Genomic DNA, 26295 nt, shown 5'->3' with positions numbered 1-26295 from the left:
GTTAGTAATATACCCCACCCCCCTGTACCGGCGATGTCCGCCGGGTAAAGGAAACGTCAGTTGAACGCGGCGATGCCGGTGATCGCGCGGCCCAGGATGAGCGCGTGGATGTCGTGCGTGCCTTCGTAGGTGTTGACCACCTCGAGGTTGACCAGGTGGCGCGCCACGCCGAACTCGTCGCTGATCCCATTGCCGCCCATCATGTCGCGCGCCAGGCGGGCGATGTCGAGCGCCTTGCCGCAGCTGTTGCGCTTGAGGATCGAGGTCACTTCCACCGCGGCCGTGCCTTCGTCCTTCATGCGGCCCAGGCGCAGGCAGCCCTGCAGGCCCAGGCTGATCTCGGTCAGCATGTCGGCCAGCTTCTTCTGGATCAGCTGGTTGGCCGCCAGCGGGCGGCCGAACTGCTGGCGGTCCAGCACGTACTGGCGGGCGCGGAAGTAGCAGTCCTCGGCGGCACCGAGTGCGCCCCAGGCAATGCCGTAGCGCGCGCTGTTGAGGCAGGTGAACGGGCCCTTCAAGCCGCGAACCTCGGGGAAGGCGTTCTCTTCGGGCACGAACACGTTGTCCATCACGATCTCGCCAGTGATGGAGGCGCGCAGGCCGACCTTGCTGTGGATGGCCGGAGCCGACAGGCCCTTCCAGCCCTTCTCCAGGATGAAGCCGCGGATCGAACCTTCGTCGTCCTTGGCCCAGACCACGAACACGTCGGCGATCGGGCTGTTGGTGATCCACATCTTGGCACCCGACAGGCTGTAGCCGCCGTCGACCTTTTTCGCGCGGGTGACCATGCTGCCCGGGTCGGAGCCGTGGTTGGGTTCGGTCAGGCCAAAGCAGCCGATCCACTGGCCGCTGGCCAGCTTGGGCAGGTACTTCTGTTTCTGCGCCTCGGTGCCGAACTCGTTGATCGGCACCATCACCAGCGAGCTCTGCACGCTCATCATCGAGCGATAGCCCGAATCGATGCGCTCGACCTCGCGCGCCACCAGGCCGTAGCACACGTAGTTGAGGCCGGCGCCGCCGTACTGCTCCGGGATCGTCACGCCCAGCAGGCCGAGCTCGCCCATCTCGCGAAAGATCGCCGGGTCGGTCTTTTCGTGGCGGAAAGCCTCGGTCACGCGCGGCAGCAGGCGCTCCTGGCAGTAGGTGTGGGCGGCGTCGCGCACGGCGCGCTCGTCGTCGCTCAACTGGCCGTCGAGCTGGAACGGGTCTTCCCAGCTGAAGCTGGCTTTGGTCTTGGTCGGCGAGAGCATGGTCTGTCTCCGGGTACGGTGGTGAATCGGCGGATTGTCCGCCCGCAGGCCATAGCTGTCTAATATCGATCCTGTATTCAACGATCTGCTTGGTGTATTGATGGAATTCCGCCACCTGCGTTGTTTCCTGGCCCTGGCCGAGGAATTGCACTTTGGCCGCGCCGCGGCGCGCCTGGCCATGACGCAGCCGCCGCTGTCGCTCAACATCCAGCAGCTTGAGGCCTCGGTGGGCGCGCCGCTGTTCGTGCGCAACAGCCGCGGCGTGGCGCTCACCCCGGCGGGCCTGGCGTTCGTGCCGCGCGCGCGGGCGCTGCTGGACGCCGCCGGGGCCGCCGCGCGAGAGGCGCGCGAGGTGGCGCAAGGCGTGAGCGGTCAGTTGCGCGTGGGTTTTGCCGGCACCGTGCTTTACCGCGGGCTGCCACAAATCCTGCGCGGCTTTGCGCAGCACCACCCGCGCCTGAAGCTGGTGCTGCGCGAGATGAGTTCGAGCGACCAGCTGATCGACCTGCAGCACGGCCGGCTCGAGGCCGGCTTTGTGCACACCACGCGCGTGCCACCGGGTTGCGCGCAGATCTTGGTGTCGCGCCAGGCCTTCGTGGCCTGCGTGCCGGCGCAGCACCCGCTGGCGCGCAAGCGCCGCGTGCTGCCCGCCGCGTTGGCGGGCGAGCCCTTCGTGGCCATCTCGCGCGCCGTCTCGCCCGATTACCACGACCGCCTGCTGGCCCTGTGTGCCGACCACGGCTTCGAGCCCGACGTGCGCTTCGAGTTACGCCACTGGCTCAGCGTGGTCTCGCTGGTGGCGCAGGGGCTGGGCGTGTCGCTGGTGCCGGCCGCCCTGCAGCAGGCCGGCCTGCCGGGCGCGGCCTTCCTGCCGCTGCAAGGCGAGACGCCGCCCTACGAGACACGCTGCCTCTGGCGCAGCGGTGACGAAAGCGCTGCGCTCGCCGCATTCCTGGACGCCGTGCGGGGCTTCGCGCCCGCCTCAGAATCGGGTGCTTGAAAGAAAACGGCGCGTCGCCCGACGCACCGGGGTACACAAAAAGCGGAGTTCACGATGAGCGACAAACAAGTGCTGGTGCTGGGCGGAGGCTGTTTCTGGTGCACCGAGGCGGTCTACAAGGACGTGCGCGGCGTGAGCGACGTCGAGTCGGGCTACAGCAACGGCCACGCGAAGCAGCCGAGCTACGAGCAGGTCTGCACCGGCACCACCGGCCACAACGAGGTGGTGCGGCTGGAATACGACCCGGCCGAGGTGAGCACGCGCGAGCTGCTGGAGATCTTCTTCGTGGTGCACGACCCGACCACGCTGAACCGCCAGGGCAACGATGTCGGCACGCAATACCGCAGCGGCATCTACTTCACCACGCCCGAGCAGGAAGCCGAGGCGCGCGCGCTGATCGCCGAACTCGCGCGCGACGACGCTTTCGGCCGTCCCATCGTGACCGAGGTGCTGCCCTTGCAGAACTACTGGCCCGCCGAGGCCTACCACCAGGATTTCTTCGAGCGCAACCCGCACCAGGGCTACTGCATGGCCGTGGCCGCGCCCAAGGTGGCCAAGTTCCGCAAGACCTTCGCGCGGCTGGCGAAGTAGTTCAGAGCTCCGCCGCCTCGACCAGAAAGCGCACACGCCGCTGGCCCTGCCACTCGTCAGCGTCGAGGCGGAATGCAATGCGCACGCGCTCGGGCAGCGGCTCGGTGTGGCCGAACCAGATGCCGTCCACCGCATCGCCCTGGTGCTGCAGCTTCAGCGCCAGGTGCTTCTCGCCCACGATGCGCTGGCTGACCACGCGCACCTCTTCGCTGAACACCGGCGGCGCGAAGCCCTGGCCCCACACCTGGCCGTGCAGCGTGTCCACCAGATCCGGGCGGCGGTACTGGCGGTCCAGCGGGCCGTCGGTTTCCACGCGACGCTGCAGCGTGGCGGCGTCCAGCCATTCGTGCGCCACCTGCTGCAGGGCCTGCTCGAAGGTGTCCAGGTGTTCCTCCGCGATGGTGCAGCCCGCGGCCATGGCATGCCCGCCGAAGCGCAGCAGCACGCCCGGGTGGCGCTTGGCCACCAGGTCCAGCGCGTCGCGCAGGTGAAAGCCCGCGATGGAGCGGCCCGACCCCTTGAGCTCGTGCTCCTTGCCCGGCGCGCTGCTGGCCGCGAACACGAAGCTCGGGCGGTGCAGCTTGTCCTTCAGCCGCGAGGCCACGATGCCCACCACGCCTTCGTGGAAGTCGGGGTCGAACACCACCAGCGCGGGCGGCGGCTGCTCGCTCTCGTCGAACATCTCATCCACCATCTGCAGCGCCTGCTCGCGCATCTCGCCCTCGATCACCTTGCGTTCGCGGTTGATGCCGTCGAGCGTGCGCGCGAGTTCGTCGGCGCGCGTGGCGTCGTCGGTGAGCAGGCATTCGATGCCCAGCGTCATGTCGGCCAGCCGGCCGGCGGCGTTCAGGCGGGGGCCCAGCGCAAAGCCGAAGTCGAAGGTGGTGGCGGCCTCGGGGCGGCGGCTGGCGGCGTTGAACAGTGCAGTCATGCCGGCGGGCAGGGCGCCTGCGCGCACGCGCTTCAAACCCTGCGCCACCAGACGGCGGTTGTTGGTGTCGAGCTTCACCACGTCGGCCACGGTGCCCAGGGCCACCAGGGGCAGCAGGGTGTCGATCTTGGGCTGGGTTTGTTGATCGAAGACCCCGCGCGCGCGAAGCTCGGCGCGCAGCGCCAACAGCACATAGAACATCACGCCCACGCCGGCGATGCTCTTGCTCTGGAAGTCGCAGCCCGGCTGGTTGGGGTTGACGATGATGCAATCGGCAGGCAGCACCACGCGGCCATCGTGCTGCGCGGGCAGGTGGTGATCGGTCACGATCACCTGCAGGCCAAGCTCGCGCGCTGCGCGCACGCCATCGAGGCTGGCGATCCCGTTGTCCACCGTCACCAGCAGGTCGGCGCCCGCGGCCTTCACGCGCTGTGCGATCGAAGGCGTGAGGCCGTAGCCGTCGACCACGCGGTCGGGCACCAGGTACTGCACCGCGTCAAAGCCCAGGGCCGCGCCGAGCAGGCGCAAGCCGCGCACGCCGACCGCGCAGGCGGTGGCGCCGTCGCAGTCGTAGTCGGCCACGATGCAGATGCGCCGCTTGGCGGCCATGGCGTCGGCCAGCGCGCGCGCAGCCTCGTCGGCGCCCTTCATGGTGGAGGGCGGCAGCAACTGCGCGAGCGCGTCGTCGAGCTCTTCGCGCTGCGAAATGCCGCGCGCGGCAAACAGGCGTGCCAGCAGCGGGTGCAGGCCGCTCTGTTCGAGCGCCCAGGCGGCGCGGGGCGGCACGTCGCGGGTGATGATCTTCATAGGGTGGTCAACAGGTCTTGAACGGTCGGTGTGCGCGCCAGGCGCAGGGCGCGCGCCAGGCGCTGCCCCATGCCCGGTGCGACGGGCTCCAGCGTGGTGGTGCCGCGCTCACCGCACAGGGTGAGCGCAAAGGCTTCCCCGCGCAAGGCGCGCTCGTGCAGGCCGGCGATGAGCGTGGCGTCCAGCGCCTCCCAGGCCGCGCGCCACGCAGCGGCGTCGCCGCGCAGGGCAGGCTCGCGCAGGGCATCGGCCAGCACGGGCGCCGGACCCGGCACCACGTCCGCCTCCACCGCGCCCGCCGCGCTGAACCACACACCATTGACCGGCAGCTGCCGCGCGGCCTCGCGCGCATCGTTCACGGCGTGCGTGTAGAACAGCATCTGCGCTTCGCTGGTGAGGCGCTGCAGCCAGCGCGCCTCGCTGCCCCCGGGCAGCCAGGGCGCAATGGAGCGGCCCACCACGCGGTCGATGCTGGCGCAGCGCAGACCACGCAGGCGTTCACCGCTCGCGCGCCAACGCGTGGGGTGGTCGAAATGCAACGCCACGCCGTCCTCGGCACACAGCGGTGCCAGGGCATCGAACAGGCGGCGAGAGGCGGTTTCGTCGAGCCCGAACAGCGTGGCTGCCTGCAAGCTGACCTCACCCATGCCGACCTGCAGGTGCACCGGATGCACCCAGGCCTGCGGTGTGTGCGGTTGATCGCTGTGCAGCGCGGCGCCAGGCCAATGGCCATCGCGCAGCGGCACGCCGCGCGCGTCGGCCAGCGCGCGTTCATGCGGGGCGGTGTAGCTGGTGTCTTCGCCATCGCTGCGCTGCGATTCGCGCACGCGCAGCAGCAGGGCCTGCAGATGGGGCAGGGCAGGCCATTCGGGGCGCGCATCGCCCGTGCCGATGGCGGCAAACGGAACCACCCAGTGGTGTTCGGGATCCGGGGCAATGGGCATGCCGCGATTGTCGGGGATGCCACAATGCCCGCCGACACCCATGCAAACCCCCTACGAACTCCTGCTGGGCTGGCGCTACACGCGCGCCGGCCGCGCCACGCGGCGCAACGGCTTCATCTCCTTCATCTCGGGCGTGTCCATGTTGGGCATCGCGCTCGGCGTGGCCGCGCTCATCATCGTGCTCTCGGTCATGAACGGCTTCCAGAAGGAAGTGCGTGACCGCATGCTCGGCGTGCTCTCGCACATCGAGGTGTTCGAGGGCAACGGCCAGGCGATCCCCGACCTGGCCACCACGCTGGCGACCATCGAGGCGCGCCCCGAGGTGCTGGGTGCGGCGCCCTTCGTGGGCGCGCAGGCGCTGATCGCGCGCGGTGAGGACATGAAAGGCGCGCTGGTGCGTGGCATCGACCCGGCGCTGGAGCCCAAGGTGACGGATCTGGCAGCCGAGCTGGCCGACACCGTGCTGCCGCGCCTCAAACCCGGCGAGTTCGGCATCGTGCTCGGCGGCGAGCTTGCGCGCAGCCTGGGCGTGATCGCGGGCGACACGGTCACACTGATCGCACCCAGCGGGCAGGTCACGCCCGCCGGCGTGGTGCCGCGCGTGCGCAGCATGACGGTGGTGGGCACCTTCGATTCGGGCCACTACGAATACGACTCGGCGCTGGCCATGCTGCACCAGGACGATGCCGCGCGCATCTTCCGCGTCGAAGGGCCCACGGGCGTGCGCGTGAAGATCCGCGACCTGCACGCCGCGCGCGAAGTGGCCGTGCACATGGCGGCCGACTTGCCGCCCGGTCTGGTGGTGCGCGACTGGACGCGCCAGAACCGCACCTGGTTCGCTGCCGTGCAGCTCGAGAAACGCATGATGTTCATCATCCTCACGCTGATCGTGGCGGTGGCCGCGTTCAACCTCGTCTCCACGTTGGTGATGACGGTGACCGACAAGCGCGCCGACATCGCCATCCTGCGCACGCTGGGCGCGAGCCCGCGCAGCATCATGGGCATCTTCGTGGTGCAGGGCGCGGCGGTGGGCGTCATCGGCACCGGGCTGGGGCTGCTGCTCGGCCTGGGCGTGGCGTTCAACATCGACACCCTGGTACCAGCGCTGGAGCGCCTGCTCGGTGCGAGCTTCCTGCCGCAGGACATCTACCTCATCAGCCGCATGCCCAGCGATCCGCAGCAGGCCGACATCGTGCCCGTGGCCGTGATCTCGCTCGTGCTGGCCTTTGCGGCCACGCTCTATCCGAGCTGGCGCGCCAGCCGCGTCAACCCCGCCGAGGCCCTGCGATATGAATAAAGCCCCCACGCTCCGCCGCTGCGCGGGTCGCTGCCCCCCGAGGGGGCGCGTTTCGCCTTGGGGCGGCCCGGCGGCGAAACCCCTATGACTTCTACTGTCTTACAAGCGCGCGGCCTCACCAAACGTTTCCACGAAGGCCTGATCGACGTCACCGTGCTCCAGGGCGTGGACCTGGACGTGCGCGCGGGCGAAACGGTGGCCATCGTCGGTGCCTCCGGTTCGGGCAAGAGCACGCTGCTGCACCTGCTGGGCGGGCTTGACGCGCCCAGCAGCGGCGAGGTCACGCTCAAGGGTCAGGCGCTGTCGGCGCTCAGTGCGGCTCAACAGGGCGAGCTGCGCAACCGCCACCTGGGCTTCGTTTACCAGTTCCACCACCTGTTGCCCGAGTTCAGCGCGCGCGACAACGTGGCCATGCCGCTGTGGATCCGCCGCCAGCCGCGCGCCGAGGCGGGCGAGCGCGCCACGCAAATGCTCACGCGCGTGGGCCTGGGCGAGCGCGTGGCGCACCGGCCGTCCGAGCTCTCGGGCGGCGAGCGCCAGCGCGTGGCCATCGCGCGCGCCCTCGTCACGCAACCCGCCTGCGTGCTGGCCGATGAGCCCACCGGCAACCTCGACCGCAACACCGCCGACGGCGTGTTCGAGCTCATGCTCGAGCTCGCGCGCGATCAGGGCACGGCGTTCGTGGTCGTCACCCACGACGAAACGCTGGCTGCGCGCTGCGGGCGCGTGTTGCATCTCTCGGCGGGTCGCCTGACCTGAGCGAGCGCGATTTCCCCCCGGCTGGTACCATCGACGGCATGTTTTCGCCCGCTCGTGTGCTTCCTCTGTCCCGATACCGCCCCCTCGCGTGGGCGCGTGCCGTGCAGCCCGACGCACATTCCTGAGCCCGGCGATCACCCCCCACCCCCCCATTTCGCGCTTCCTCTGATCGCCGGGCCACCGCCCAGGCGCAGCTTTGGCCGTCCCTGTCGCAATCGCGCGGCGGCCACCCGATGGAGCCGAACATGGCAAACGTACTCTCCCTGAACGATCGCACCCTCACCGAACTGGACGCCGTGCGCCTTGAGCGCTTGCGTCGCCAGGGCGCCGCCCTGCGCATGGATGACCTGCTCGACACCGCCAGCGTCGTGCCCTCGCGCGACGTCGCCCCCGACGTGGTGACCATGTATTCCCAGGTGCTGGTGCGCGACGCACAAGGCGGCGAAAACCGCCTCACGCTGTGCTACCCGGACGACGCGGAGCCCGCGCAGGGTTTCATCTCCGTGCTCTCGCCCGTGGGCCTGGCCCTGCTGGGCCTGCACGTGGGCAGCGTGGCACGTTGGCAGACGCCTGACGGAACGCAGCACAGCGCCGAGATCGTGGCGCTGCTGTTCCAGCCCGAAGCCAGCGGCGACTACACCACCTGATCAGGGCTTGCTGCGCGCAAAGCGCAGCGGCTTGTCCTGCCCCTGCACCGCGATCAGCAGCGTGCTGCCGTCCACGCGCAGCGTCTGCGCTTTCTGCAGCGCGGCCATGTAGCGTGTCTCCTGCTCGCCCGCCGGGCCCATGCAGGCCATGCGTGTCATGCCCATCTGGCCGAACGCGACCTTGTCCTGCACCAGCGTGTAGGTGCCGAAGAAGCGGTTGCATGAGCTGAAGCCCGCCACACGGCCGGCCTCCGGGAACGCCAGCGTGGCCTGCACCTCGGGCAGCGCTGGCGCGCCGCCGATGTCCTGCAGGCGCCATTCGGTGCCCACGAGGTTGGGGGTGGCGCCCGGCGCACCGGGCATGGCGCAGGCCATCAGGCCGGCAAACACAGGCAACAGCAAGGCGATACGGATCGGGCTCATGGGCTTCCTCCTTCGGGGGTGACAATGCGTGACCGCGCAACTTATACCGCCGAAAGCGCCGCCAACGCCCAATGTGGACCGACACGCACTGCCATCTCGACGCGCCGGAGTTCGACCCGGCTTGCGCCGCCGCGCAGCGCGATGAGGCACGCGCGCTCGGCGTGGCGCGCTGTGTCATTCCGGCCGTGGAACGCAGCAACTGGGACGCCGTGCGTGCGCTCGCTCACCGGTTGGGCGATGCGTATGCATTGGGTATCCACCCGCTGTACGTGCCGCGCGCGCGGGACGACGACCTGGACGCTCTCGACGCCGCACTCAGCGAGCACCGTGACGACCCGCGCCTCGTGGCCGTGGGGGAGATCGGGCTCGACTTCTTCGTGTCCGCGCTCACCGAGCCCGCCATGCGCGAGCGCCAGACCCGCTTCTACCGCGCGCAACTGCGGCTCGCGCGCAAACATGGCCTGCCGGTCATCCTGCATGTGCGGCGCAGTGCCGACGCGCTGCTCAAGGCCTTGCGCGAGCTGCCCCCGGGCGGCGGCATCGCACACGCCTTCAACGGCAGTGCGCAGCAGGCACAGGCCTTCATTGACCAGGGCTTCGCGCTGGGTTTTGGCGGCGCGCTCACCTTCGAGCCCGCGCGCCAGTTGCGCCGGTTGGCCAGCGAACTGCCGATGAGCGCGCTGGTGCTCGAGACCGATGCGCCCGACATCCCGCCGCAGTGGCTGTACGTGCCCGCGGCCGATCGCGCGGCGGGCGTGCCGCAGGGCATCAACCACCCGCGCGAGCTGCCCCGCATCGGCGCGGCACTGGCGGCATTGCGCGGCCAGAACGTCGCCGACGTGGCCCGCGCCACGAGCGACAACGCGCGGCGCGTGCTGCCACGCCTGGCTGCCATGGCGTGATTGCCGACCTGCGCCCGATGCCTGCATGACACCCGCATGACACGCCTGCACGGCCTGCCTCCTGTTGCCGACGCCAACACGCGCTTGATCGTGCTGGGCAGTTTTCCTGGCGTGGCCTCGCTGCGCGCGCAGCAGTACTACGGCCATCCGCAAAACGCGTTCTGGCGCATCCTTGGCGCGTTGTGGCAGCGGCCCCTGCTGCAGGCCGACTACGCCGGGCGCCTGGCTGCGTTGCGCGAGCACGGCCTGGGCGTGTGGGACGTGTACGCCAGTTGTGAGCGCGAAGGCAGCCTGGACGCCGACATCCGCGATGCCACCCTCAACGACCTTCCCGGCCTGCGAGCGCTATGCCCGCAACTGCAGGCGGTGGCGCACAACGGCGGCGAGAGCTATCGCCACGCGCGCCACACGCGCACGCTTGGCCTGCCGGTGTACCGCCTGCCTTCCACCAGCCCGGCCAACGCGGGCTGGTCGTTCGAGCGCAAGCTCGCTGCCTGGGCCGAGGTGCTGCAGCGCCACGGGGTGGCCTGAGCAGTGCTCGCAGCAATGCAGAACGACTGTTCATAATGGCCTTTTGCGCCCGCCCATGAAAGCCACGACCCACTTGCCCGAAGTCAACATTTCCGAAGACGGCGAGGTGCGCTTCCTGCACCTGGGCACCGAATGGATCCAGGGATCCATGCTGCTCGACGCACCGTTCGATATCGAGCTGGAGTACGTGCAGCGCATGATGGCATGGCTGCTGTTCGTGGAGCCCGACACCGTACACAAGCGCCGCGTGTTGCAGCTCGGCCTCGGCTCGGCTGCGCTCACCAAGTTCTGCTTCAAGCGCCTGCGCATGGACACCACGGCCATCGAGATCAACCCGCAGGTGGTGGCGGTGTGCCGTCGCTGGTTCAAGCTGCCGCCCGACAGCGCGCGCCTGCGCGTGTTGCTGGCCGATGCGGGCGAGGCCATCCGCGCACCCGAACACCGCGGTCGCTACGACGCGCTGCAGGTCGACCTGTACGACCACGAGGCCGCCGCGCCTGTGCTCGACAGCACCGACTTCTATGCCGACTGCCGCAATGCCCTCACCGACGAGGGTTGCCTCACCGTCAACCTGTTCGGGCGCGACGCCAGCTTCGAGCGCTCGCTGCGTCACATCGCCGACGCCTTCGGCGCGGACGCGGTGTGGCCGTTCAAGTCCACGCGCGAAGGCAACACCGTGGTGCTCGCCCAGCGCCACGCCAGCCGCCCCGCGCGGCTGGACATGCTGGCCCGCGCCGAGGCCGTGCAGCAGCGCTGGGGCCTGCCCGCGGTGAAGTGGCTGCGCCTGTTCCATCCCCTGGTCCGTTGATCCCGCCATGAAAACCCCCAACGCCAAGCCCGACCTGCCTGCCCACCAGGGCCCGCTGGACTGGCGCCGCCTGCTGCAATGGCTGCGCGAGGATGGCGTCATCGACGAGGCCGAAGCGCAACGCACCGAGGCGCGCATCGGGTCTGCCCACAGCGCGCAGCACCCGCTGCAGCGGCTGGCGGTGGTCGGCATGGCGCGCGCGGCCGACGGCCACGTGCTCGACGCCGAAACGCTCACACAGTGGCTGGCGCAGCGTAGTGGGTTGGACTACCTGCGCATCGATCCGCTGAAGGTGGACGTGGGCAAGGTGGCCGATGTGATGAGCGCCGCCTACGCCGAGCGCCACCGCGTGCTGCCGGTGCAGGTGGGCCCCACCGAAGTGGTGGTGGCCACCGGCGAGCCCTTCGTGCGCGACTGGGTGGGTGAGGTGGAACGCCAGACCCGCAAGCGCGTGCGTCTGGTGCTGGCGAGCCCGGCCGACATCGCCCGCTACACGGGCGAGTTCTTCGCGCTCGCAAAATCGGTTCGCGCGGCGAACAAATCGGGCAGCGGTGGGGGGTTGCAGAGCTTCGAGCAACTGGTCGAACTCGGCAAGACCAACAAACAGCTCGACGCCAACGACCAGGGCGTGGTGCAGGTGGTGGACTGGCTCTGGCAGTACGCCTTCGATCAGCGCGCGAGCGACATCCACCTCGAGCCGCGGCGCGACCAGGGCGTGATCCGCTTCCGCATCGACGGCGTGCTGCACCCGGTCTACCAGATGCCGATCGGCGTGATGAACGCGATGACCGCGCGCATCAAGCTGCTCGGCCGCATGGACGTGGTGGAACGCCGCCGCCCGCAAGACGGGCGCATCAAGACGCTCAAGCCCGCGAGTGGTGGGGCCAAGGGCGACGAGGTGGAGATGCGCTTGTCCACCTTGCCCACCGCCTTCGGCGAAAAGCTGGTGATGCGCATCTTTGACCCCGAGTCGACGGTGAAGGATCTGTCGGCGTTGGGCTTCGCCGCGCACGATGCGCAACGCTGGGAAGGGCTCACGCGCCGCCCGCACGGCATCGTGCTCGTGACCGGCCCCACCGGCTCGGGCAAGACGACCACGCTCTACGCCACGCTCAAGCGCCTGGCCACCGAGGAGGTGAACGTGAGCACGGTGGAAGACCCGATCGAGATGATCGAGCCGGCCTTCAACCAGACCCAGGTGCAACCGCAGCTCGACCTGGATTTCGCGCAGGGCCTGCGTGCCCTCATGCGGCAGGACCCCGACATCATCATGGTCGGCGAGATCCGCGATCTGGCCACCGCCGAAATGGCGGTGCAGGCCGCGCTCACCGGCCACCTGGTGTTCTCCACGCTGCACACCAACGACGCGCCCTCGGCCGTGATGCGCCTGATGGAACTCGGCATCCCGCCGTACCTCATCAACGCCACCGTGCTGGGCGTGCTGGCGCAACGCCTGGTGCGCACGCTGTGCCCCGCCTGCAAGCAACCGCTGGACAAGGACGACATCGCCAGCAGCCGCGAGCAACTCGCCGACATCGTCAAACCCTGGCAGATATCCGGCGGCTACCGCCCCTACCAACCCGTGGGCTGCATCGACTGCCGCATGACCGGGTATCGCGGGCGCATGGGGCTGTATGAGTTGCTGTCCGTCACCGAGGCCTTCAAGGACAAGGTAAGCCGCGAGCCGAAGATGGAAGCCCTGCGCGCGCAGGGCATTGCGGATGGGATGCGGCCGTTGCGGTTGGCGGGGGCGGCGAGGGTGGCGGAGGGGCTGACGACGCTGGATGAGGTGCTGGCGGCGACGCCTCCGCTGCAATAGGTTGTTGTCTCCGGATGCGACGGGCCTCGGCGACCGGGGTGTCCGATTCCGCTCATGTCCCCCGGATCGGGCCTGCAGCCCGATCCTCCTCCTTTACTTCGCTCCATCGGACACCCCGATCACCGAGGCCCTCGTGGGTGAGCGAACGATCTGGTCAGGACGGTGGTCATGGGCCGTCTCGGTGTCGACCGTTGCAGTGGGAATGCCGCAGGATGACAGCCCGCTCTTGGCCGGAAGCTGCCGGCGGCCAATGGTCCGCAACACGATAGCGACCACCTCGCTCAGCATGTCCAGGGCCGCGTCTTGCTGGCCCGCCAACCCAACACTTCAGCCCGCGGGTGTCGGGTGCGCTGCGCAGCGAAATAAAGGAGGAGGGTCGGCGCAGCCGGCCCGGGGGACATTCGCGGAGCAGCGTACCCGGCGACCGCGGGCGTGCGCGAGGTGGTCGCGCGAAGCAAGCCGCCGCGAACAAACCCCCGCCACGAAGGCGAAGCAACACGCCCGCCGATAATCCACGGCTTCATGCAGACCACCCCCCACCCCCACCTCGCCACCGGCCTGCTGTTCGCCTCGCTCGGCTCCATCGCGTTCAGTGGCAAGGCGATCATCGTGAAGCTGGCGTATCGGCATGGGGTGGATGCGGTCACGCTCATCATGTATCGCATGCTGTTCGCGCTGCCGCTGTTCCTGGCGCTGGTGTGGTGGGCCGGGCGGCCACGCAATGGTGTGCGGCCGGCGCCGCTCACGCAGCGTGACTGGGTGGGCGTCATCGGCCTGGGCGTCACGGGTTACTACCTCGCGAGCTTTCTCGATTTCTGGGGGCTGGAGTACATCACCGCCAGCCTGGAGCGGCTGATCCTTTACCTCAACCCCACCATCGTGCTCGTGCTCGGCTGGCTGCTGTACGGCCGGCGCATCACGCGGCTGCAGGCCGTGGCCATGGCCGTCAGTTACGCGGGGGTGCTGCTCGTGTTCGGGCATGAGGCCGGCCAACAAGGGCCGGACGCCGCGCTGGGCGCGGCGCTGGTGTTCGGCAGTGCCATCAGCTACGCCATCTACCTCGTCTACAGCGGTGAACTGGTGAAGCGCCTGGGCTCGTTGCGGCTGGTGGGGCTGGCCACGAGCGTGGCCTGTGTGTTGTGCATTGCGCAGTTTGCGCTGCTGCGGCCGCTGTCGTCGGCCGTGGTGGCGCCCGAGGTGATCTGGCTGTCACTGCTCAACGCCTCGCTGTGCACCTTCGTGCCGGTGCTGCTGGTGATGATGGCGATCGAGCGTATCGGCTCGGGGCTGACGGCGCAGACCGGAATGATCGGGCCGATGTCGACCATCGTGATGGGGGTGTTCATCCTCGGCGAGCCGTTCAATGCGTGGATCATCGTGGGCACGGTGCTCGTGCTCGCGGGTGTGTATCTGGTGACGCGCTTCGGCGCGCCCAGGGTGATCGAGAAAACCGGAGATTGATCGAAATGGATCTGGGTATCAAAGGCAAGTGGGCCCTGGTGGGCGGTTCGAGCAAGGGCCTGGGGCTGGGTTGCGCGCAAGCGCTCGCGGCCGAGGGCGTGAACGTCGTGATGATCGCGCGCGGCGCCGAGGCGCTGCAGGCCGCGGCGGCCGGCATTCGCGAGGCATGCCCCGGTGTGCAGGTGCTGCCGGTGGCGGCCGACATCACCACGCCCGCGGGGCGTGAGGCGGTGTTCGGTGCGGCCGGGGGGCCGGGCAAGGCGTTCGACATCGTGGTCACCAACGCGGGTGGCCCCCCGCCGGGCGACTTCCGCCAGTGGGACCGCGACGCCTGGATCGCCGCGCTGGACGCCAACATGCTCACGCCGATCGAGCTCATCAAGGCCACCATCGACGGCATGGCCGAGCGCGGCTTCGGGCGCGTCGTGAACATCACGTCGAGTGCCGTGAAGGCGCCGATCGACATCCTGGGTCTGTCCAATGGCGCGCGCACCGGGCTCACGGGTTTCGTGGCGGGTTTGTCGCGCAGCGGCCTGGCCGCTCGCGGCATCACCATCAACAACCTGCTGCCGGGCAAGTTCGACACCGATCGCCTCAAGGGAACGATTGCGGGCACGGCCACCAAGAGCGGCCTGAGCGAGGAGCAGGTCCGTGCCCAGCAAGTGGCCCAGATTCCGGCCCGTCGTTATGGCCACCCGGCCGAGTTCGGCTCCATCTGCGCGTTCCTGTGCAGCGCGCAGGCCGCCTACATCAACGGCCAGAACATCCTGGCCGACGGCGGCGCATACCCGGGCACGTTCTGATGCCCGCGGCGTTCAGCGCCGCGACGACACCAGAATGCCGCCGACGATGAGCACGAAGCTCGCCGCGTGGTATCCCCGCGGCGGCTCGCCCAGCAGCGTGGCCGACATGAGCGCCGCGAACAGCGGTGTGATGTTGTTGAAGATGGCCGCCATGGCCGGCCCCACGCGGCCCACGGCCGCGCCCCAGGCGCGGTAGGCCACCAGCGACGGCCCCACCGCCACGTACAGCAGCGCCAGCGCCAGCGGCCAGCCCCACTGGATGTGCTGTTGCCCCTCGGGCAGGGTGGGCAATGTGAGCCATTCGCCGGCGGCGAACAGGCCCGACCAGACCACCCCCATGGCGATCTGTGCGAACAGGAAGGCGGCCCAGTCGGCCTTGATCTGCGCCGGCTCGCTGCCGGGCGCGGGGCGCGCCAGCAGCCAGCTGTACCAGGCCCACAGGATGGAGGCGAGCACGATCCAGCCGTCGCCCGGCACCAGCTTCACCGACAGCAGGTTGGCCAGTTCGCCGCGCGTGAGCACCACCGCCACGCCCGCGAGCGAGAGCGCCGTGCCCAGCGCCGCACGGCGCGACACGGGCACGCCGTACAGCACGCGTCCGAGCAGCAACATCCACACCGGCATGCTGGCGGCCACCAGCGTCACGTTCATGGGGGTGGACGTCTTGAGCGCCAGGTATTGCAGCGCGTTGTAGCAACCCACGCTCAGCAGCCCCAGCAACGCAAAGCGCTTCCAGTGCGGCCACAGCGGACTGCCGCGGCGCAGCACCCAGCCGGCCACGGGCAGCAGCAGCACGAAGGCCAGCACCCAGCGCAGGAAATTCAGCGTGATGGGCGGCACGACGTCCTGCATCATCCGCCCCACGATCGCGTTGCCGGCCCACATGAGCGGTGGCAACAGCAGCAGGGCGATGGTCGAGGCGGAGAGCCTTCCTTGGGGTGCAACAGACATGGGGCGCGACTGTAACAACCCACGGGCATGTCCGCACGCGGCACGGGGCCGGCGCAATCGTGGCAGCATCGCGCCCGCGACAACCACAACGAGGAGACCTCCCATGAGCACCCCCAGCCGCGCCGTGCGCATCCACGCCCACGGCGGCCCCGAACAACTCGTGATCGACACCGTGGACGTGGGCGAGCCCGGCCCGGGCCAGGTGCGTATCCGCCACCATGCGGTGGGCCTGAACTTCATCGATGTCTACCAGCGCACCGGCCTGTACCCGAACGCCATGCCGCTGGCGCTGGGCATGGAAGGCGCGGGCGTGATCGAAGCGGTGGGTGAGGGCGTGACGCACCTCAAGGCGGGCGACCGCGCGGCCTACGCATCGAACCCGCCCGGCAGCTATTGCGACGTGCGCGTGATGCCCGCCATGAACGTGTGCAAGCTGCCCGACGCCATCGACTTCGAGACCGGCGCGGCCATGATGCTCAAGGGCCTGACCGCGCAGTACCTGCTCAAGCACTGCAAGCCGGTGGAAGGCCTGGAGCCGGGCGACCATGTGCTGTTCCACGCCGCTGCCGGCGGGGTCGGGCTGATCGCCTGCCAGTGGGCGAAGCACCTGGGTCTGCAGCTCATCGCCACCGCCGGCTCGGACGACAAGTGCCAGCTCGCACTGGCGCACGGCGCGGCCCACGCCATCAACTACCGCAAGGACGACTTTGCCGCGAAGGTGAAGGAGATCACTAGTGGCAAGGGCGTGAAGGTGGTCTACGACTCGGTGGGCAAGGACACCTGGGACAAATCGCTCGACTGCCTGCGCCCCTTCGGCCTGATGGCCAGCTTCGGCAACGCCTCGGGCCCGGTGGCGCCGTTCGCGCCCGGCATCCTGGGTCCCAAGGGCTCGATCTACGTGACGCGCCAGACGCTGTTCTCCCACATCACCAGCCGCGAGCGCACGCAGCGCATGGCCGATGACCTGTTTGGCGTGGTGAGTAGCGGCGCGGTGAAGATCCGCATCGACCAGCGCTTTGCGCTCACGGACGTGCGCAAGGCCCACGAAAGCCTCGAGGCTCGGGCCACCACCGGTTGCACGGTGCTGCTGCCCTGACCGCGGCGGGCCGGGCGGCGTTTCAGCGCCTCATCGGGTGCGACGCGCCTGTGCCTGCACCGCCGGCACCTGATGAAAGTGTTCGAGCAGCCGCGAGCGCTGCGCGTCGGTGAGGGCACTGTCCTCGATCATCGCGGGCCAGAGCGTTCTGGCGCGTTCCACCGCGTCGGCCAGCACGGCCTTGACCTTGGTTTCCACCAGGCCCACCCGATTGCAGAGATCGCGCACCAGTGCGGGCGTGATCTGCGCACGCTCGGGCGCGCCCGGGTGAAACCTCAGCGCATGCCCGCGACCACCGAGGTAAGCCGCGTAGGCCACCACGTCGTACGCGGGGGACAGCACCGGCGTGACGCCGTCCGGGTACAGCACGCCGACGTTCTTGAGGTGGGCGTCGTAGTTGCCCAGCATCTCGTTGACCATGAGGCGTCGCATCACCTCGTGAGCGCCGGCTGCGTCGGCAATGCCCATGGCGGCGTGCAGTGTCAACAGCACGGACGCGTAGTTCGCCCGGCCTTCGCGGTCCGTGTATTTGTTCTCCGGGTCCAGCCCCAGGATCTGCGCGAAGTCCTCGCAGTGGATGTGCCCGCCCGGCCCGCGGTCGAAGCGGCGCACGGCGAGGAAACGGTGCTCGGGGTCCAGGGCGAACGGCTGGTCATGCGCAACGATGTCCGACATCGGGCGCAGTTCGGCGTCGCAGGTGTTCACGCCGGCCGCGCGGGCCAGGCGAAGTGACAACGCCTCCACCTCCGGCAGCAGCGGATACCCGTTGGCCGGCAGCTTGGCAATGATGTGGGTGCTGCTGCGCGAATCCCGCGTGCGGGCAACGTAACGTCCACCGTGCTCGACCAGACCGAGTTTGGGCTGGATGCCGGACAGGGAGGTTGCACCCGCCACCGGGGCTTCGATCACGGTCATCTCCAGCGCGTCGTGCCCCTGGGTGACCACCCTGGCTACGGCCTCGCGGTCTTCGGGCGCGGGTGAGGCATACACATTGCCTGGCAGGTCCGTGCCGCACATGGCAAGGATCTCCATGTGGTCGTCCGGGGGGCATCCGCGCAGTTGCTCCAGGTGCTTGCGCAAGGGCCCTTCGGGCAGCAGGTTCTGGAAGAAGGGCGGCAGGCGCTCGCCACTGCCCTGGAAGAACGGGTGATCGGCGGCGTGCGCCAGGAGCCGTTCGCGATCGCGTTCGTCGCTGGCGCGAACCGCCCACGACACCACGGGTGCCCCCGGGTCCAGCCAGAAGTCACGGTCCGGCACGAAGCGCATCAGCGCCGAGTGGCCCTGCCCATACTGGAACAACAGCCCGCAATGCCGCTCCCCGATGGCGATGCGCAGCGCGCGGTACCTCATCGGCTTTGTTCCCCGGGCTTGGCGCTGCGTGCCGGGTGGCCTGCGCGGTCGTCGTTCAATGGCTGCAGCACGCGCTCCAGCGGGCTCATGTAGCCCGGCACAGCCGGGGGCGGCGCCTGCTCGACCGCTTCGGCCATGGCCTTGGGCAGCAGGACGAGCGCCAGATCGAGTTCGTCGGCCATGGCCATGAGGTTGGTGGCGCGCACAGCCGACTTGCCGTTCAGCACGTGGCCCACCGTCAAGGGCGTGAGGCCGACGCGCTCGGCCAACTCCTTGTTGCTCAGCCCCTTTCGGCGACGGGCTTCATCGAGGGCACGGCCCAGTTCTGCCAGCGTTTTCATAAAAGTTTCCTTTCATGATCGAACGCTAGCATGGTAAATCATGCTTACTGATAAAAGTTGACTATGATTTTCGACTCCGATCATGGTTTTGCATGATCGGAGCGGGCTGGATCAAGCCGCCCGCGCTTCCTGCAACGGCGCCACTTGCCGCAGCGCGACCTCCAGCCGCGCCACCGTGGCGGGCACGTCGTGCCATTTGTCGAGGCCGAACAGGCCCAGGCGGAAGGTCTTGAAGTCGGGGCCTTCGTCGCATTGCAGGGGCACGCCAGCCGCCGTTTGCAGGCCCAGGGCCAGGAAGGCCTTGCTGGACTGCACCTCGGCATCGGTGGTGTGGCTCACCACCACGCCCGGGGCCTTGAAGCCCTCGGCCGCCACGCTGGCGAAACCGTGGCGCTCCACCAGGGCACGCACCGCCTGGCCCAGCGCGATCTGCTCCTGGCGCACGCGGTCGAAGCCGTAGGCCTCGGTCTCGAGCATCGTGGCGTGCAGGCGCGCCAGCGCGTCGGTGGGCAAGGTCGTGTGGTAGGCGTGGCCGCCGCCTTCGTAGGTCTCCATGATCTGCAGCCACTTCTTGAGGTCCATCGCGAAAGTGGTGCTCTGCGTGGCATCGATGGCAGTGCGGGCGCGCTCGCTGAGCATCACCATCGCGCAGCAGGGCGAGCTGCTCCAGCCTTTCTGCGGCGCGCTGATGAGGATGTCGACGCCGGTGGCCTTCATGTCCACCCACATGGCACCGGAGGCGATGCAGTCGAGCACGAACAGGCCACCCACCGCGTGCACCGCGTCGGCCACGGCCTTGAGGTAGTTGTCCGGCAGGATCATGCCGGCAGCGGTTTCCACGTGCGGCGCAAACACCAGCGCGGGCTTCTCACGCGCGATGGTGGCGACCACCTCGTCGATCGGCGCCGGCGCCCACGGGGCCTGCGCGCCCTTGTGCTGGGGCCGCGCCTTCAGAACCGTGTGGCTCGCGGGGATGGACCCCATGTCGAAGATCTGCGTCCAGCGGTAGCTGAACCAGCCGTTGCGGATGACGAGGACGTGCTTGCCGTGCGCGAACTGGCGCGCCACCGATTCCATGCCGAAGGTGCCGCTGCCGGGCACCAGCACCGCCGAGTGGGCGCCGTACACGCGCTTGAGCATGGCCGAGATGCCGGTCATGACGCCCTGGAAGCGCTTGGACATGTGGTTGAGCGCGCGGTCGGTGTAGACCACGGAGAACTCGTACAGGCCGTCGGGATCGACGTCGGGCAGCAGGCCGGGCATGGCTGTCTCCTCACAAGGGCGGGCTTCGGGCCGGCCATTCTGGCATCGCGGCCGCGCCATTGCACGGCTCGCGGACTTTGTCAGGCCGGGCGCGGTTTGCGCAGGCGCAGCAGTTCGTCGAGGATCAGGCAGGCCGCGCCGATGGAGATGAAGGTGTCGGCCAGGTTGAAGGCGGGGAAATGCCCACCCGGGAACAGCCCGGCCAGAAAGCCCCAGTGGAAATCGAGCCAGTCGACCACGTAGCCATGCACCAGGCGGTCGAGCACGTTGCCGAGCGCGCCACCCAGGATGCAGGCCAGCGAGAAGCTGAACAGGCGTTGCCCCGGGTGGCTGCGCAGCATCCAGACGATGAACACCGAGGCCGCGACGCCGATGGCGGTGAAAAACCAGCGCTGCCAGCCGCCCGCGCCCGCGAGGAAGGAGAAGGCCGCCCCCGGGTTGTGCACCCGAACCACGTTGAAGAACGACGTCACGGTCACGCTGTCGCCGAGCGCGAAACTCGCGAGGATGAGCCACTTGGTGAGCTGGTCCAGCACGAAGGCCAGGCCTGCCAACCCGAGCCAGGGCGCGATCTCGCGCAGGCCGGTGCGCGCCATCAGGCCGCCGTGCGCGCTTCGCCCGCGCCGAACAGGTTGCTGGTGCAGCGGCCACAGATCGTCGGGTGCGCCGGGTCGTGGCCCACGTCGTCGCGGTAGTGCCAGCAGCGTTCGCACTTGGCGGCGCTGGCGGGCGTGACCGTCACCGTCAACGCGTCGCCGTCGACCACCGTGGCGGCCGAGGTGATGGTGACGAAGCGCAGGTCGTCGCCGAGCGAGCGCAGCAGGGCGGCGTCGTCGGCCGGTGCGGCGATGGTGAGCAGCGCCTGCAGCGACGAACCCACCGCCCCCTGCGTGCGCACCGCCTCGATTTCCTTGTTGGCCAGGGCGCGGATCTCCCCGATGCGCGCCCACTTGGCGAGCAGGCCTTCCTCGGCCGGCGGCAGGTCGGCCCAGGTCTCGAAGAAGATCGAACCGCGGTTCTGCGCCCCAGCCAGCACGGGCCACGCCTCTTCGGCGGTGAAGCTCATGAAGGGGGCCATCCAGCGCAGCATGGCGTGGGCAATGTGGTGCAGCGCGGTCTGGGCGCTGCGGCGCGCGTGGCTGGCGGGCGCGGTGGTGTAGAGCCGGTCCTTCAGCACGTCAAGGTAGAACGCACCGAGGTCTTCGGAGCAGAACACCTGCAGCTTGGCCACCACCGGGTGGAACTCGTAGCGCTCGTAGTGCGCCAGCACCTCGGCCTGGAACTGCGCCGTGCGCGCCAGCACCCAGCGGTCGATCTCGAGCAGTTCGCCCAGCGGCACCGCGTGCTGCGCAGCGTCGAAATCGCTCAGGTTGGCGAGCAGGAAACGCAGCGTGTTGCGGATGCGGCGGTAGGCGTCGACCACGCGCGCGAGGATCTTGTCGTCGCCCGCGATGTCGCCGGAATAGTCGCTCGCGGCCACCCACAGGCGGATGATCTCGGCGCCGAGCTTCTTGTTGACCTCTTGCGGGTCGATGCCGTTGCCGAGCGACTTGCTCATCTTGCGGCCCTGGCTGTCGACCGTGAAGCCGTGCGTGAGCAGGCCGCGGTAGGGCGCGCGGTCGAAGATGGCGCAGCCCAGCAGCAGCGAGCTGTGGAACCAGCCGCGGTGCTGGTCGTGACCTTCGAGGTAGAGGTCGGCCTCTGGACCTTGCGAGTGGCAAGCGCCATTGGGGTAAGCGTGGGCGTGGCTGCCTTCCTGCCTGTTGAGCACGTGCCAGAAGGTGGAGCCCGAGTCGAACCAGACCTCCAGGATGTCGCTGCTCTTGTCGTAGTGGGGCGCGTCTTCGGCGCCAAGAATCTCTTCGGCCGTCACGCGGCTCCAGGCCTCGATGCCGCCTTTCTCGACGATGTCGGCGGCCTGGTCGAGGATCTCCATGGTGCGCGGGTGCAGCTCGCCCGTGGCCTTGTGCAGGAAGAACGGGATCGGCACGCCCCAGCTGCGCTGGCGCGAGATGCACCAGTCGGGCCGGTTGGCGATCATGTCGCGCAGGCGGGCACGGCCGTTCTCGGGGTAGAAGCCGGTCTGTTCGATGGCATCGAGCGCCAGCTGGCGCAAGGTCTTGGGCGCCTTGTCCTTGGTGAACACGCCCTCGCCTTCGTCCATGCGGATGAACCACTGCGCGGCGGCGCGGTAGATCACCGGCGACTTGTGGCGCCAGCAGTGCGGGTAGCTGTGGGTGATGCCCACGGTGCTCATCAACCGGCCTGCGGCCTTGAGCGCCGCGATGATCACGGGCACGGCCTTCCAGATGTGCTGGCCGCCGAAGAGCGGGAAATCGGCCGCGTAGACGCCGTTGCCCTGCACCGGGTTGAGCACCTGGTCAACGGTGAAGCCATTGGCGATGCAGGAGTTGAAGTCGTCCAGGCCGTAGGCGGGCGAGGAGTGCACGATGCCGGTGCCGTCGCTGTCGCTCACGTAGTCGGCCAGGAACACGGGCGACAGGCGCCGGTAACCCTTGTCGGCGTCGTACAGCGGGTGGCGGAAATTCAGGCCGCCGAGCTTCTCGCCCAGGGCGGTGGCGATGACCTTGCCCTCGAGGCCGAAGCGCTCCAGGCATTTCACCACCAGCGTCTCGGCCAGCACCAGGCAACCCTTGGGCGTGTCGACCAGGGCGTAGTTGAGTTCGGGGTGGGCGTTGAGCGCCTGGTTGGCGGGAATCGTCCAGGCGGTGGTGGTCCAGATGACAGCGAAGCCGCTCTTGCCCGCGGGCAGGGCGGGTAGGCCGAAGGCGGCCGCGAGCTTGGCCGCGTCGTCCGTCTCGAACGCCACGTCCAGCGTGTCGCTGGCCTTGTCGGCGTACTCGATCTCGAACTCCGCGAGCGAGCTGCCGCAGTCGAAGCACCAGTACACGGGTTTCAGGCCACGGTAGACGAAGCCACGCTCGATGACGCGCTTGAAGGCGCGGATCTCGCCGGCCTCGTTGCCGGGCGCCATCGTCAGGTACGGGCGCTCCCAGTCGCCGAGCACGCCCAGGCGTTTGAAGTCCTCGCGCTGCTGGCCGATCTGCTCGGTGGCGTAGGCGCGGCTTTTCGCCTGCATGTCGTCGCGGCTCAGGTGGCGCCCGTGCTTCTTCTCGATCGCGTTCTCGATCGGCAGGCCGTGGCAATCCCAGCCCGGGATGTATTGCGCGTCGAAGCCGGCGAGCTGTCGGCTTTTGACGATCATGTCCTTGAGCACCTTGTTCACCGCGTGGCCCATGTGGATCTGGCCGTTGGCGTAGGGCGGGCCGTCGTGCAGCACGAACAGGGGCGCGCCGCGGCGCGCATCGCGCAGACGCTGGTACAGGCCCTCGTCGTTCCATTGCTTCACCCAGCCCGGTTCGCGCTTGGGCAGGTCGCCGCGCATGGGGAAGGGCGTGTCGAGCAGGTTGACGGGGTAGGCGTTCTTCGTCTCGGACATGGTGGTTCGCGTGTTGGCTTCGACAAGCTCAGCCCGAGCGGGGGAGGAGCGCGTGTGCGAGAGGTTCAGCAGCCGTTCGCCCTGAGCTTGTCGAAGGGCGGCGAGCGGGGCCGGGGCCCGTCAAATTCGGTCGCGGGTGGTCTGCCGGTGCGTGCGGCCGTGCATGGCCTCGAAGAAGGCACGCGCGTCGGCGACGTCCTTGGCGATCCCCTGTGTGAGGGCGTCCAGGCCGTCGTACTTGAGCTCGTCGTGCAGTTTGTGCAGCAGTTCCACGCGCACGATTTTACCGTAGGCCTCCCCGCCGGGCAGGCTGGCCGCCAGGCCCGCCGGCCACTCGAGGCAATGGGTTTCGAGCAGCACACGCCCGCCGTTGACGTCGTTCGGGTCGAGCGAGGGCCGCACGCCCAGGTTGGCCACGCCGGGCAGGGGCTCGTGCCACAGCCCGTGCACCCACACCGCGAAGATCCCGCTGGCCGCGGGCTTCCAGTGCGCAAAGCGCAGGTTGAGGGTGCGAAAACCGTCGCCTTTGCCGGGCGCCGATTCGGCCAGCGCGCGCCCGAGCTTGCGACCGTGCACCACGTGGCCGCTGATGGCGTAGGGCCGGCCCAGCAGGGCGGCAGCATCGCCCATGCGCCCTTGCGCCAGGGCCTCGCGCACGGCCGAGCTCGACACGCGCAGGCCGTGCACCTCGTAGCTCTGCATGCGCGCCACGTCGAAGCCCAGGCGCGCGCCAGCGGCGTCGAGCATGGCGTAGTCGCCCTTTCGCTGTGCACCGAAGCGGAAGTCGTCGCCCACCAGCACGTACTTCACCCCCAGCGCGCCCACCAGCGTGTCCTCGATGAACGAGGTGGCGCTCTGCGCTGCCAGGCGCTCGTTGAAGGGCAGGATGACGCAGCGGTCGACGCCGCAGCGGGCCAACTCCTCCAGCTTGTCGCGCAGCGTGGCGATGCGCGCGGGCGCGAGTTCGGGCTTGCGGTGCACCGCCGCGAAATGGTCGCGCGGGTGCGGCTCGAAGGTCATCACGCAGCTGGGCACGCCGCGGTGGCGGGCCTCGTTCTGCAGCAGGGCCAGCATGGCCTGGTGGCCGCGGTGAACGCCGTCGAAGTTGCCAATCGTGAGGGCGCAGCCGCGCACGCCGTCGGGCGTGCCATGGGGGCGGTTCCAGAGGCCGCGGATGATCTGCATGGGTCGCTCGGGGGTGGTTTTGTCACATCGCGGGGCCATGTCCCACATGGGCGCGATGGGTCATCAAAGATTGTTATATTGGCACACGAAAACGCAGGCCCCGGGCCCCTCGCGGGTTCCGGGTTCTTCCAGTGTCTTGATCGCACGAAGGAGCCCGTTTTGAAGGTACTCAAGCTCTCGGCCCAGGGACTGCCGCAGTCCTGGATCAGCCTCGAAGAAGCCGTGCTGCACTACGCGGCCGACGAGGTGCGCTGGGAGATGGGCGCCGAGATCGCGGTCTTTCACGGTGGGCACAACGCCATCACCGGCCGCCAGTCGATCATCACGGTCAACTCCATCATCGGCACCCAGGGCGTGCCGCGCATCAACCCCTTCGACCTGCGGCCCACGCTCACGAACCACAAGCTGTTCGCGCGCGACCGCAATGTGTGCGCCTACTGTGGCGACCACTTCCACGAGGAAGACCTCACGCGCGAGCACATCGTGCCGCTGGCCCAGAGCGGACGCGACATGTGGATGAACGTGGTCACGGCCTGCTCATTATACCGATCAAAAGCACTACCAGTACATGATGTGAGTGAGTGGGCTCCTCGTAGAGAGGCGCGCAGGGTCTCGAACCGAACCCGTAAACGTTACCAGTTGGCGCTACGAGTTCGCAAGGAGGCCCAATGACACCCCTACTTCTCGCCATCGACAGCGCCGGGTTCCCAGCACGCTGGCTGACCTGGCAGGAGGCCATCGTTGATGACGTGCTGGGGAAGTTCGCCTACGGCTTCGGAGACTTCGAGTTCGCCTTCCGGGGCGGTACGAACCGCCAGTCAGGCGTGCAGTCGCGGATCGAGCTGAAGAGCATCCTGGTGCTCAAGGGACGCACACCAGAGGCCTGCAAGCAACCGACCATCGCGCTGACCAATGAGGCCTTGTTCCGCCGGGATCGCAACATGTGCGCGTACTGCGGCAAGGTCGGATTGAGGGGCCTGACGCGAGATCACATCAAGCCACTGTCCAAAGGCGGGCTCGACTCTTGGCAGAACTGCTGCGCCTGTTGCTCGTCCTGCAATGCAGCCAAGGGTTCGCACACGCTGGACGAGTTAGGCTGGGACTTGCTGTACGTGCCGTACGCGCCAAGCCATCAGGAAGGCCTGATCCTCCAGAACAGGCAGATCCTGGCCGATCAGATGGAACTGCTCCGGGCGATGCTGCCAAAGCACTCCCGCTTGGCGTCAAAGACAGCCTGACAAGCCTAGACAAGTCTTGGCTCGCCGGGCAGCCACGGATCAGCGGCTAGAAGCTCGCCTCGATCGACTCCCACCGCTTGTCCTTGACCATCACGTGTTGATTTCCACCCAGAAGTGACCCAGTAAGTCAGGGGGGGGGTGCGGTACAAATCTTGGACTGGTTAAGCGACGATTCCGAGGCTGCGTCGGTACTCGACTGGACTGAGAGAGCCCAGAGAGATCTTGATCCGCTTCTCGTTGTACCAGCGAATGTAGGCGTCCAAGGCCTGCATGAACTGTTCGATGGTGGCGGACTGCCAGTCTCGGGGATAGAAGTGCTCGGTCTTCAGCCGGCCGAAGAAGCCTTCACACGCTGCGTTGTCTGGCGAGTACCCCTTGCGCGACATAGAGCGCACCAGCTTTGCGTCGGCCATGCGCTTGAGCCAACCCGGCCAGCGG

26 protein-coding genes are annotated in these 26295 nt (G+C 68.6%); 14 read left to right on the top strand and 12 right to left on the bottom strand.

Annotated elements, in window-relative coordinates:
- Window positions 1–56 precede the first annotated feature (56 nt).
- Window positions 57–1250 carry an acyl-CoA dehydrogenase gene (locus M3149_RS16840; RefSeq protein ID WP_251710708.1) on the bottom strand — a complete coding sequence of 398 codons (1194 nt, stop codon included), beginning with the start codon at window positions 1248–1250 and terminating at the stop codon, window positions 57–59.
- Between the two features lie 100 nt (window positions 1251–1350).
- Between M3149_RS16840 and M3149_RS16835 the strand changes: the two genes are divergently transcribed.
- Window positions 1351–2250, top strand: coding sequence for a LysR family transcriptional regulator (locus tag M3149_RS16835; RefSeq protein ID WP_251710707.1), 900 nt, complete (start codon window positions 1351–1353; stop codon window positions 2248–2250).
- A 54-nt stretch (window positions 2251–2304) separates the two neighbouring features.
- On the top strand, window positions 2305–2841 hold the full coding sequence (gene msrA / locus M3149_RS16830) for a peptide-methionine (S)-S-oxide reductase MsrA (protein WP_251710706.1): 537 nt from the start codon (window positions 2305–2307) through the stop codon (window positions 2839–2841).
- Window position 2842: 1 nt separating this feature from the next.
- Here msrA and recJ read toward each other — a convergent pair whose 3' ends face one another.
- Together recJ and M3149_RS16820 are read right to left on the bottom strand one after the other, a co-directional pair.
- On the bottom strand, window positions 2843–4579 hold the full coding sequence (gene recJ, locus M3149_RS16825; RefSeq protein WP_251710705.1) for a single-stranded-DNA-specific exonuclease RecJ: 1737 nt from the start codon (window positions 4577–4579) through the stop codon (window positions 2843–2845).
- Window positions 4576–5523 (bottom strand): phosphoglycerate mutase, encoded by a 948-nt coding sequence (locus tag M3149_RS16820; RefSeq protein ID WP_251710704.1) that lies wholly within the window; start codon window positions 5521–5523, stop codon window positions 4576–4578. Before M3149_RS16820 ends, recJ begins: the two co-directional genes overlap by 4 nt.
- A gap of 40 nt (window positions 5524–5563) precedes the next feature.
- Here M3149_RS16820 and M3149_RS16815 point away from each other — a divergent pair, with 40 nt between their 5' ends.
- From M3149_RS16815 to M3149_RS16805, 3 genes are all read left to right on the top strand, one after another.
- The gene (locus M3149_RS16815; RefSeq protein ID WP_251710703.1) at window positions 5564–6820 is read left to right on the top strand and encodes a lipoprotein-releasing ABC transporter permease subunit; all 1257 of its coding nucleotides are present in this window, start codon (window positions 5564–5566) and stop codon (window positions 6818–6820) included.
- An 84-nt stretch (window positions 6821–6904) separates the two neighbouring features.
- A complete protein-coding gene (gene lolD, locus M3149_RS16810) occupies window positions 6905–7579 on the top strand; it encodes a lipoprotein-releasing ABC transporter ATP-binding protein LolD (RefSeq protein ID WP_251710702.1) in 675 nt (224 codons plus the stop codon).
- A gap of 245 nt (window positions 7580–7824) precedes the next feature.
- A complete protein-coding gene (locus M3149_RS16805; RefSeq protein WP_251710701.1) occupies window positions 7825–8226 on the top strand; it encodes a GreA/GreB family elongation factor in 402 nt (133 codons plus the stop codon).
- On the opposite strand, the gene M3149_RS16800 is transcribed toward M3149_RS16805, so the two are convergent.
- Window positions 8227–8649 (bottom strand): META domain-containing protein, encoded by a 423-nt coding sequence (locus tag M3149_RS16800; RefSeq protein WP_251710700.1) that lies wholly within the window; start codon window positions 8647–8649, stop codon window positions 8227–8229. It lies immediately after the preceding gene.
- 71 nt (window positions 8650–8720) lie between these two features.
- Here M3149_RS16800 and M3149_RS16795 point away from each other — a divergent pair, with 71 nt between their 5' ends.
- The 6 genes from M3149_RS16795 (at window position 8721) to M3149_RS16770 (ending at window position 14973) form a co-directional block, all read left to right on the top strand.
- Complete coding sequence (locus M3149_RS16795; RefSeq protein WP_251710699.1) at window positions 8721–9551, top strand: TatD family hydrolase; 831 nt, start codon at window positions 8721–8723, stop codon at window positions 9549–9551.
- 36 nt (window positions 9552–9587) lie between these two features.
- Window positions 9588–10082 carry a DNA-deoxyinosine glycosylase gene (locus tag M3149_RS16790; RefSeq protein WP_251710698.1) on the top strand — a complete coding sequence of 165 codons (495 nt, stop codon included), beginning with the start codon at window positions 9588–9590 and terminating at the stop codon, window positions 10080–10082.
- Window positions 10083–10137: 55 nt separating this feature from the next.
- Complete coding sequence (locus M3149_RS16785; protein WP_251710697.1) at window positions 10138–10890, top strand: spermidine synthase; 753 nt, start codon at window positions 10138–10140, stop codon at window positions 10888–10890.
- A gap of 7 nt (window positions 10891–10897) precedes the next feature.
- Complete coding sequence (locus M3149_RS16780) at window positions 10898–12709, top strand: GspE/PulE family protein (RefSeq protein ID WP_251710696.1); 1812 nt, start codon at window positions 10898–10900, stop codon at window positions 12707–12709.
- A gap of 522 nt (window positions 12710–13231) precedes the next feature.
- Window positions 13232–14170 carry a DMT family transporter gene (locus M3149_RS16775; protein WP_251710695.1) on the top strand — a complete coding sequence of 313 codons (939 nt, stop codon included), beginning with the start codon at window positions 13232–13234 and terminating at the stop codon, window positions 14168–14170.
- Between the two features lie 5 nt (window positions 14171–14175).
- Entirely contained in the window at window positions 14176–14973 is a 798-nt protein-coding gene (locus M3149_RS16770) for an SDR family oxidoreductase (RefSeq protein ID WP_251710694.1), read from the top strand.
- A 12-nt stretch (window positions 14974–14985) separates the two neighbouring features.
- Here the strand turns inward: M3149_RS16770 and M3149_RS16765 are convergent, their stop codons facing one another.
- The gene (locus M3149_RS16765) at window positions 14986–15924 is read right to left on the bottom strand and encodes a DMT family transporter (protein ID WP_251710693.1); all 939 of its coding nucleotides are present in this window, start codon (window positions 15922–15924) and stop codon (window positions 14986–14988) included.
- A 103-nt stretch (window positions 15925–16027) separates the two neighbouring features.
- Between M3149_RS16765 and M3149_RS16760 the strand changes: the two genes are divergently transcribed.
- Entirely contained in the window at window positions 16028–17020 is a 993-nt protein-coding gene (locus M3149_RS16760) for a quinone oxidoreductase family protein (RefSeq protein ID WP_251710692.1), read from the top strand.
- A gap of 30 nt (window positions 17021–17050) precedes the next feature.
- Here M3149_RS16760 and M3149_RS16755 read toward each other — a convergent pair whose 3' ends face one another.
- The 6 genes from M3149_RS16755 to M3149_RS16730 all read right to left on the bottom strand — a co-directional run bounded on the left by M3149_RS16755 (window position 17051) and on the right by M3149_RS16730 (window position 24619).
- The gene (locus M3149_RS16755; protein ID WP_251710691.1) at window positions 17051–18370 is read right to left on the bottom strand and encodes a type II toxin-antitoxin system HipA family toxin; all 1320 of its coding nucleotides are present in this window, start codon (window positions 18368–18370) and stop codon (window positions 17051–17053) included.
- Window positions 18367–18711: a helix-turn-helix domain-containing protein gene (locus tag M3149_RS16750; protein ID WP_251710690.1), complete on the bottom strand. Its 345-nt coding sequence runs from the start codon at window positions 18709–18711 to the stop codon at window positions 18367–18369. Before M3149_RS16750 ends, M3149_RS16755 begins: the two co-directional genes overlap by 4 nt.
- 111 nt (window positions 18712–18822) lie before the next feature.
- Window positions 18823–19974: an aminotransferase class V-fold PLP-dependent enzyme gene (locus M3149_RS16745; RefSeq protein ID WP_251710689.1), complete on the bottom strand. Its 1152-nt coding sequence runs from the start codon at window positions 19972–19974 to the stop codon at window positions 18823–18825.
- Between the two features lie 80 nt (window positions 19975–20054).
- The gene (gene lspA / locus M3149_RS16740; RefSeq protein WP_251710688.1) at window positions 20055–20570 is read right to left on the bottom strand and encodes a signal peptidase II; all 516 of its coding nucleotides are present in this window, start codon (window positions 20568–20570) and stop codon (window positions 20055–20057) included.
- Window positions 20570–23434 (bottom strand): isoleucine--tRNA ligase, encoded by a 2865-nt coding sequence (gene ileS, locus M3149_RS16735; protein ID WP_251710687.1) that lies wholly within the window; start codon window positions 23432–23434, stop codon window positions 20570–20572. The genes lspA and ileS overlap by 1 nt, the downstream gene beginning before the upstream one ends.
- Window positions 23435–23554: 120 nt before the next feature.
- A complete protein-coding gene (locus M3149_RS16730; protein ID WP_251710686.1) occupies window positions 23555–24619 on the bottom strand; it encodes a bifunctional riboflavin kinase/FAD synthetase in 1065 nt (354 codons plus the stop codon).
- 159 nt (window positions 24620–24778) lie between these two features.
- Here M3149_RS16730 and M3149_RS16725 point away from each other — a divergent pair, with 159 nt between their 5' ends.
- Both M3149_RS16725 and M3149_RS16720 read left to right on the top strand, forming a co-directional pair.
- Window positions 24779–25291: an HNH endonuclease gene (locus M3149_RS16725; protein ID WP_251710685.1), complete on the top strand. Its 513-nt coding sequence runs from the start codon at window positions 24779–24781 to the stop codon at window positions 25289–25291.
- Complete coding sequence (locus M3149_RS16720) at window positions 25288–25857, top strand: HNH endonuclease (protein ID WP_251710684.1); 570 nt, start codon at window positions 25288–25290, stop codon at window positions 25855–25857. The genes M3149_RS16725 and M3149_RS16720 overlap by 4 nt, the downstream gene beginning before the upstream one ends.
- Before the next feature lie 161 nt (window positions 25858–26018).
- Here the strand turns inward: M3149_RS16720 and M3149_RS16715 are convergent.
- Window positions 26019–26295, bottom strand: a 277-nt coding sequence (locus tag M3149_RS16715) for an IS3 family transposase (protein ID WP_251710683.1), incomplete at its 5' end; no start/stop codon positions are given.

This window comes from Hydrogenophaga intermedia, from assembly GCF_023715105.1.
Taxonomy (GTDB): Bacteria; Pseudomonadota; Gammaproteobacteria; order Burkholderiales; family Burkholderiaceae_C; genus Hydrogenophaga; species Hydrogenophaga intermedia_A.
Note: the sequence above shows the minus strand (reverse complement) of the source record. Positions and strands in the feature narration are given on the sequence as shown.

Coding starts and splice junctions, on each gene's coding strand:
- M3149_RS16790 (WP_251710698.1), top strand. CDS start 9,588: ATGACACGCCTGCACGGCCTGCCTCCTGTTGCCGACGCCAACACGCGC.
- lolD (WP_251710702.1), top strand. CDS start 6,905: ATGACTTCTACTGTCTTACAAGCGCGCGGCCTCACCAAACGTTTCCAC.
- M3149_RS16815 (WP_251710703.1), top strand. CDS start 5,564: ATGCAAACCCCCTACGAACTCCTGCTGGGCTGGCGCTACACGCGCGCC.
- M3149_RS16795 (WP_251710699.1), top strand. CDS start 8,721: ATGTGGACCGACACGCACTGCCATCTCGACGCGCCGGAGTTCGACCCG.
- M3149_RS16730 (WP_251710686.1), bottom strand. CDS start 24,619: ATGCAGATCATCCGCGGCCTCTGGAACCGCCCCCATGGCACGCCCGAC.
- lspA (WP_251710688.1), bottom strand. CDS start 20,570: ATGGCGCGCACCGGCCTGCGCGAGATCGCGCCCTGGCTCGGGTTGGCA.
- M3149_RS16775 (WP_251710695.1), top strand. CDS start 13,232: ATGCAGACCACCCCCCACCCCCACCTCGCCACCGGCCTGCTGTTCGCC.
- M3149_RS16760 (WP_251710692.1), top strand. CDS start 16,028: ATGAGCACCCCCAGCCGCGCCGTGCGCATCCACGCCCACGGCGGCCCC.
- M3149_RS16780 (WP_251710696.1), top strand. CDS start 10,898: ATGAAAACCCCCAACGCCAAGCCCGACCTGCCTGCCCACCAGGGCCCG.
- M3149_RS16820 (WP_251710704.1), bottom strand. CDS start 5,523: ATGCCCATTGCCCCGGATCCCGAACACCACTGGGTGGTTCCGTTTGCC.
- M3149_RS16840 (WP_251710708.1), bottom strand. CDS start 1,250: ATGCTCTCGCCGACCAAGACCAAAGCCAGCTTCAGCTGGGAAGACCCG.
- M3149_RS16770 (WP_251710694.1), top strand. CDS start 14,176: ATGGATCTGGGTATCAAAGGCAAGTGGGCCCTGGTGGGCGGTTCGAGC.
- recJ (WP_251710705.1), bottom strand. CDS start 4,579: ATGAAGATCATCACCCGCGACGTGCCGCCCCGCGCCGCCTGGGCGCTC.
- M3149_RS16805 (WP_251710701.1), top strand. CDS start 7,825: ATGGCAAACGTACTCTCCCTGAACGATCGCACCCTCACCGAACTGGAC.
- M3149_RS16755 (WP_251710691.1), bottom strand. CDS start 18,370: ATGAGGTACCGCGCGCTGCGCATCGCCATCGGGGAGCGGCATTGCGGG.
- M3149_RS16835 (WP_251710707.1), top strand. CDS start 1,351: ATGGAATTCCGCCACCTGCGTTGTTTCCTGGCCCTGGCCGAGGAATTG.
- M3149_RS16720 (WP_251710684.1), top strand. CDS start 25,288: ATGACACCCCTACTTCTCGCCATCGACAGCGCCGGGTTCCCAGCACGC.
- M3149_RS16750 (WP_251710690.1), bottom strand. CDS start 18,711: ATGAAAACGCTGGCAGAACTGGGCCGTGCCCTCGATGAAGCCCGTCGC.
- M3149_RS16745 (WP_251710689.1), bottom strand. CDS start 19,974: ATGCCCGGCCTGCTGCCCGACGTCGATCCCGACGGCCTGTACGAGTTC.
- msrA (WP_251710706.1), top strand. CDS start 2,305: ATGAGCGACAAACAAGTGCTGGTGCTGGGCGGAGGCTGTTTCTGGTGC.
- ileS (WP_251710687.1), bottom strand. CDS start 23,434: ATGTCCGAGACGAAGAACGCCTACCCCGTCAACCTGCTCGACACGCCC.
- M3149_RS16765 (WP_251710693.1), bottom strand. CDS start 15,924: ATGTCTGTTGCACCCCAAGGAAGGCTCTCCGCCTCGACCATCGCCCTG.
- M3149_RS16800 (WP_251710700.1), bottom strand. CDS start 8,649: ATGAGCCCGATCCGTATCGCCTTGCTGTTGCCTGTGTTTGCCGGCCTG.
- M3149_RS16785 (WP_251710697.1), top strand. CDS start 10,138: ATGAAAGCCACGACCCACTTGCCCGAAGTCAACATTTCCGAAGACGGC.